Raw genomic sequence first — 6555 nt, forward strand, 5'->3', positions numbered from 1 at the left:
CGCAGCAGCTCATCGCCGTCAAGGCCGACTCCAAGGTCGCCAAGTTCGACGACCTGAAAAAGCTCAAGGTCGGCGTGCAGACCGGCACCACCGGCGATGAAGTCGTCACCAAGTTGCTGGGCAAGAACAGCACGGCGATCAAGCGGTTCGAATCGACCCCGCTGGCCCTGAAGGAGCTGGAGTCGAGCGGCGTGGACGCGGTCGTGGCCGACAACGGCGTGGTGATCCACTACGTGGCGAACAACGCGGGCGCCAAGTTCAAGACCGTCGCCGACACCGCCTCGTTCGCGCCGGAACAGTACGGCATCGCCGTGAAGAAGGGCAACGCCGAGCTGCTGGAGAAGATCAACAAGGGCCTGGCCGACATCAAGGCCGACGGCACCTACGACAAGATCTACGCCCAGTACTTCGGCGCAGCCCCCGCCGCCGCCAAGTAAGTCCGGCCGCTGCGCTCACCCCCCAGTGAGCTGCGGCGCACCCCAGACCCGCCGCCACACGTCGAACTCGGCGGCGGGCATGGGCCGGGCATAGAGCCAGCCCTGCCCCTGGTCACAGCCCTGCGACTCCAGCAGGGCACGCTGACCTTCGGTCTCCACGCCTTCGGCAATCACCTTCAGCCCCAGGCCATGTGCCAGCGCGATGATGGTGCCGGCGATGCTCATGTCCCGCCCGTCGCGCTCGATGTTGCTGACGAAGCTGCGGTCGATCTTGAGCACATCCACGGGCAGGTTCTTCAGGTAGGACAGGCTCGAATAGCCGGTGCCAAAATCGTCGATCGCCAGCGTCACGCCGGTGCGGCGCAGCTCGCCCAGCCACTGCCCTGGCTCCGTTCCCGCGTCCATCAGGGTGGATTCGGTGATCTCCAGCTCCAGCACGTTCGGCGGCAGGCCATGCTCGGCGCGCAACTGGCGCAGCAACGCGGGCAGCGCCGGATCGCTGAAATGCCGCGCACCCAGGTTCACCGCCACCGGCAGCCAGCCCAGCCCCTGGGCGTGCCAGTGCGCGATCTGGGTAGCGACCTCGCGCAGCATCCACTCGCCGATGACGACGATCAGGTCGCTTTGTTCGGCCACCGGGATGAAGCGCGCCGGCTGGATCCAGCCCTGGTCCGGGTGCTTCCAGCGCACCAGCGCCTCGGCGCCCACCACCTCGCGGGTGTACAGGTCGAGCTTGGGCTGGTACCACGCGCGCAGCTCGCCCGCCGCCACCCCGCGCCGCAAGGCCGACACCAGGATCAGCCGCTCCAGAGACGCCTGGTTCATCTGCGGATCGTAGAAGCGCCAGGTGTTGCGGCCATCGTGCTTGGCACCGTGGAGCGCGCTCTGGGCGTTGCGCAGCAGGACATCGCTGGCCTGTCCGTCACCCGGAAACAGGCTGATGCCCGCCGAGGCCGTGACCGTCAGTTCGTGGCCCTGGATGGACAGCGGCACCGACAGCGCGCGCAGCAACTGCCGCCCCACCTCGGCGCAGCGGTCCCGCCCGGCGCGCTCCAGCAGGACAACGAACTCGTCCCCGCCCAGCCGCCCGACGAACAGGCCCTGGTGAACGAGCGTGCGCAGGCGGTCGGCCATCTCGGTCAGCACGGCGTCGCCGGCGGTGTGGCCCATCGAATCGTTGATGGACTTGAACCCGTCCAGCCCGATGACCAGAACGCCCGCCTGAACGTTGGGCGCCTGCGGCGACGGCCGGGCAGAGATGGCCTGCTGCAACCGCGCACCGATCGCCTGCCGGTTGGGCAGATCGGTCAGCGCGTCATGGCTGCTGAGGTAATCGGTGCGCGCTTCGGCCTGACGCAGGCGCGACAGGTCGGCGCCGATGCCGACGTAGTGCGTGATCTGGCCCTCGCTGTCGCGCAGCACGGTGATGGTCTGCAGCAGCGGGTGGACGCGCCCGTCCTTGGCACGGTTCCAGAACTCGCCCTGGAAGCTGGCCTCTTGCTGCAGCGCACGCCACATGCGCTGGTAGAACGCGGCATTCAAGCGGCCCGCGCCCAGCAGACCGGGGTTGCGGCCCAGCACTTCGTGCGCTTCGTAGCCGCTGATCCGCGTGAAGGCGGCGTTGACGGCGACGATCTCGTTGCGCGGGTTGGTGACGACAATGGACTCGCTGGCCGAGTCGAAGATGCGGGCCGACAGGCGCATGCGCTCCTCGTCGCGCTTGCGGTCGCTGATGTCGCGCGCGGTGCCATTGATCTCCAGCGCCTGGCCGCGGGCGTCACGCGCCATCTCGGCACACAGGTGCAACCAGCTCGCCGACGTGTCGTTGTGCAGGCGCAGTTCGATGTCGAGCGCGCCACGGGTCAGTGCCATGCGCCATTGGCGGCGCAAGCGGGCACGGTCACGCTCCGCCACGCAGGCCACCAGCGCATCGAAATCCAGCACGCTGCCCACCGGCTGCCCGAACAGCGCGCACGCCGGCTCGCTCAGCACGATCCGGTCGCCCACCGGGTCCGACCACCAGCTCCCCAGGCCGGCGGCGCGCTGGGCGCCGCGCAGCCGGGCTTCGCTGTGGCGCAGTTGCTCGGCGGCGTTGCGGCGCTGGTACCAGCGGGTCAATTCCTGCGCCAATGCCGCCAGCAGCACGGGGTCGGGCGACGGATCACACGGCACCGGGCTCTGCAGGTCGGTGCAAGCCGCACCGATGTGGCCAAGGGGCTGGCCTCCCAGCTCGATGCCCTGCCAGAGCGGCCAGCCACCGGCGGGCGGGTCGTCGCCGACGCGTTCCATGCCCAGCATCACGCCCACCTGCACCCGCTCTGGCCGCTCGAAGGCCATCGGCAGACACACCGCCACCACATGCGCCGCCTGCGCGGGCGTCAGGGTGAAGTCCCCCAGCGACGCGCTCACCTCGAACAGGCATTGCGCCTCGCGCAGCCGCGCATCGAGCTGGCGCGAACGCTCCTGCAGCGCATCGGCCAATGCCTTGCGGGTGGTGATGTCGCGGGTGGCACCACGCACGCGGCACACCTGCCCCGACGCATCGATCACCGGCACCCAATCGCCCATCAACCAGCGCACCTGGTGGTCACGCAGCTTGACGGGGTATTCGATGCCGAATTGCATGCGCTGCTCACGCACGGTCGTGCGGATGTGCTCGCGCACACGCAGCACATGCGCCGCAGGAATGCCGGTCAGCGGTGGCAACTGCAGCACCACGTCTGCATCCAGCCCCAGCACGTTCTCCACGGCACCATCCACGAACACGAAGCGCAGCGCCTCGCCCTCGGCGTTGACCTCGATTTCCCAGGCAAACGCCCGGCCGGCCTCGCTCACGGTGCGGAACAGGGCTTCGCGCTCGTGCAGGCGGTGGGCGGTCTGCTGGCGCAAGGTGATGTCGCGGGCCACCGCCAGCCAGCCCATCCCCGGCCGCGCCACCCGCACCACCTCGACACACACCTGCTCGCCCGTGTCGGCGCGCACCAGGTGCAGTGCTTCCACAGGGAGCCGTCCGCCGGGCACCGTTTCGACGCCGTGGCCCATCAGCGCCGTGAAGGCCCGGTTGCGGGTGAGCACCTGCCCTGCCTCGTTTTCCAGCCAGGCCGGATCGGGCAGGTGGTCGAACAATGCGGCGTCCGGCGCGGTGGGCAGACAGGGAGTAGGCATTGGCTCGCGGGCTCAGCGGTGGCGGTCCCGCATTCTGCTATGTCCGGGCAGCGCCGCCGCCCGCTGGCCATGGGCACGCACCACCATGCCGCGTAAACTCGCACGCCACCCCGATTCCCCTACTCCAACCTTTGCCACAGGCGCCACGACACCATGGATTTGCGCTGGAACATCCTGGCCGGCTACGGGCCGCTCTTCGCCGAAGGCGTGATCACCACCATCGAGCTGACGCTGGTGGCCATCGTTGCCGGCATGGTGCTGGGCACCGGCTTCGGGCTGGTCAGCAGTTCGGTGAACGCGCCCCCGCCCCGCGCCACGCTGTGGGCCTGGGGCATGAAGACGCTGCGGGCCATCACCACCGCCTACGTCACCTTCTTCCGCGGCACGCCGCTGTTCGTGCAGATCCTGCTGGTGCATTTCGCGCTGATGCCGGCACTGATCCACCCGGACAACGGCCTGCTCCTCAGCGGCGACCTGGCCCGCACCTTCCGCCAGGAGCACGGCGCCTTCTTCTCGGGCTGCCTCGCCCTGAGCCTGAATGCCGGGGCCTACATCTCCGAAATCTTCCGCGCCGGCATCCAGAGCATCCACCTCGGTCAGACGCAGGCCGGCTACTCGCTGGGCCTGACGCACGCGCAGAGCATGCGCTTCGTGGTCCTGCCGCAGGCGTTCCGCCGCATGGTGCCCGCGCTGGTCAACGAGGGCATCACGCTCATCAAGGATTCGTCGCTGGTGTCGGCGATCGGGCTGGCCGAACTCGCGCTGGCCGCCCGCACGGTGGCGGGGGCGTATTCGCGCTACTGGGAGCCGTACCTGGCGATCTCGGCGATCTACCTGGTGCTGACGCTGGTGCTGTCCCTGCTTGCCAAGCGGCTCGAAGCGCCCGCCCACCTGCGCGGGCGCTGAGAAACGACGGGGGTTGGTCGGTCAGTCCAGCTTGAGCTTCTGGACCTCGACCACCTTCTTGTAGACCTCGAACTCGGCCTTGATCTGCGCGGCGAACTGCTCGGGCGTGTTGCCGACGATCACCGAGCCGGTGTCCTCGATGCGCTTTTTCACCACCGGGTCTTCCAGCGTCTTGCGCACGGCCGCGCCGATCTTGTCCACCACGTCGCGCGGGGTGCCCTTGGGCGCGACGAAGCCGTAGAAGGCCATGCGGTTGACCGGCTCCATCCCGATCTCCTTGAAGGTCGGCACGTCCGGCAGCACCGCCAGCCGCTGCGGCGCCGACACGACGATCGGGATCAACCGCCCGTCCTTGATGAAGGGCAGCGCCGAAGGCATGTTGTCGAAGATCACCGGCACCTGCCCGGCCACCGTGTCATTGAGCGCGGGACCAGCGCCGCGGTAGGGAATGTGGGTGATGAAGACGCCCGCCAGACTCTTGTACAGCTCCATCTGCAGGTGGCCGATGCCGCCGGTGCCCGAGGTGGCGTAGCTGTAGCGACCAGGGTTCTTCTTCAGGACGTCCAGGAAGGTCTTGTAATCGCGTGCCGGAAAGCTCGGATGCACGGCGATCACGTTGGGCGTCGCGGCGATGTTGATGATCGGCGCGAAGTCGGTGAGCGGGTTGTAGGGGGTCTTGGGGTTGATGGCCGGATTGGCGGCGACCGTGGAGACCGTCGCCATGCCCAGCGTGTAGCCATCAGGTACGGACTTGGCCAATTCATTGGCGCCGATGATGCCGCCGCCACCCGCCTTGTTCTCGACGATCAGCGTCTGGCCCAGCGCCGGGCCGATCCGCTCGCCCATGATGCGGGCGATGATGTCCGTGGTGCCGCCAGGGGCGAAGGGCACGATCACCTTGACCGGCTTGCTCGGAAAGCCCTCGGCCCGGGCGGCGAGCGGGGCCAGCGCCACGGCAAGGACCGCGGTGGACGTGGCGAGGATCTGGCGTCGTTTCATCATGCGCATGCGGAGTGCTCCTGGAGTGGTCTGGGATTCGTTCTGTCGATGCCCAGTCGATTCTCATGCTACCCAGCGGGTGGGCGTTGTGGATGGTGCGTAGGGGAAAACGAGGCGGCTGCGCTACGCTGGCACGATGTTGTCCATCGCCTTGCTGTTGCTGCCCGATTTCCTGCTGATCATCGCGGGGTTTGCCATGTGCCGCTGGACGGCGCTGAACCGCCCGGTGTGGAACGGCGCCGAGCGGCTGGTGTACTGGCTGCTGTTCCCGGTGCTGCTGTTCACCTCCATCGTGCGCAGCCCGCTGCAGCCGGCGGCCACGCTGGGGCTGGCGCTCGGTGGCGTGCTGACGGTGGGGACGGGACTCGTGCTGGCGACGCTGCTGCGCTCGGTGCCGAAGATCGACGCGCACCTGCAAGCCTCCGGCGCACAGGTGGCCTTCCGCTTCAACTCGTATGTGGCGCTGGCGCTGGCCGAGCGGCTGGGCGGGTCGGCGTCGGTGGCGTGGGTGGCGCTGCTGATTGCGCTGTGCGTGCCGCTGTGCAACATCGGCGCAGTGTGGAGCCTGGCGCGCCACGGCGGCCACAGCACCGGGCGCGAGCTGCTGCGCAATCCACTGATCCTGGCGACCGTGGCGGGCTTGATCGGCAATCTGGCGGGGCTGAAGCTGCCACAGGTGATCGACATCACCTTCACCCGCATCGGCGCCGCCGCACTGCCGCTGGGGCTGATGGCAGTGGGCGCGGGGCTGGAGTTTGGTGGCTTGCGCAAGGCACCAGGGCTGGCGGTGGCGCTGCTGGGGATCCGCCATGCCGTGCTCCCGCTGGTCGGGCTGGGACTGGGCGTGCTGCTGGCCTTGCCGATGGGGCAGGCGCAAATCCTCGTCGCCTTCGCCGCGATGCCCACCGCGTCGAGCTGCTACGTGCTGGCGGCGCGCATGGGCGGGGATGGCGTCTACGTGGCGGGGCTGGTGACGGCCTCGACGCTGCTGGGGATGGTGAGCGTGCCAGTGGCGCTGACAGTGTTCTCACGGCTGCACGGCGGCTGA

At 68.8% G+C, this 6555-nt stretch carries 5 protein-coding genes; 3 read left to right on the top strand and 2 right to left on the bottom strand.

All coding sequences use genetic code 11. The annotated features are described in order from the left end of the window. A partial coding sequence (locus tag QZW52_RS17935) for a transporter substrate-binding domain-containing protein (RefSeq protein ID WP_294001198.1) occupies positions 1–437 on the top strand: 437 nt, incomplete at its 5' end. 15 nt (positions 438–452) lie between these two features. On the opposite strand, the gene QZW52_RS17940 is transcribed toward QZW52_RS17935, so the two are convergent. After that, positions 453–3602, bottom strand: a complete 3150-nt coding sequence (locus tag QZW52_RS17940) for a sensor domain-containing protein (protein WP_294001200.1) — start codon at positions 3600–3602, stop codon at positions 453–455. A 153-nt stretch (positions 3603–3755) separates the two neighbouring features. Here QZW52_RS17940 and QZW52_RS17945 point away from each other — a divergent pair, with 153 nt between their 5' ends. Next, on the top strand, positions 3756–4508 hold the full coding sequence (locus tag QZW52_RS17945) for an amino acid ABC transporter permease (RefSeq protein WP_294001201.1): 753 nt from the start codon (positions 3756–3758) through the stop codon (positions 4506–4508). A gap of 21 nt (positions 4509–4529) precedes the next feature. On the opposite strand, the gene QZW52_RS17950 is transcribed toward QZW52_RS17945, so the two are convergent. Continuing rightward, positions 4530–5507, bottom strand: a complete 978-nt coding sequence (locus QZW52_RS17950) for a tripartite tricarboxylate transporter substrate binding protein BugE (protein ID WP_294001203.1) — start codon at positions 5505–5507, stop codon at positions 4530–4532. Between the two features lie 136 nt (positions 5508–5643). On the opposite strand from QZW52_RS17950, the gene QZW52_RS17955 reads away from it, so the two are divergent. Further along, on the top strand, positions 5644–6555 hold the full coding sequence (locus QZW52_RS17955; RefSeq protein WP_434738362.1) for an AEC family transporter: 912 nt from the start codon (positions 5644–5646) through the stop codon (positions 6553–6555).

The organism is Sphaerotilus sp. (assembly GCF_013299175.1).
Lineage (GTDB): Bacteria > Pseudomonadota > Gammaproteobacteria > Burkholderiales > Burkholderiaceae_C > Sphaerotilus.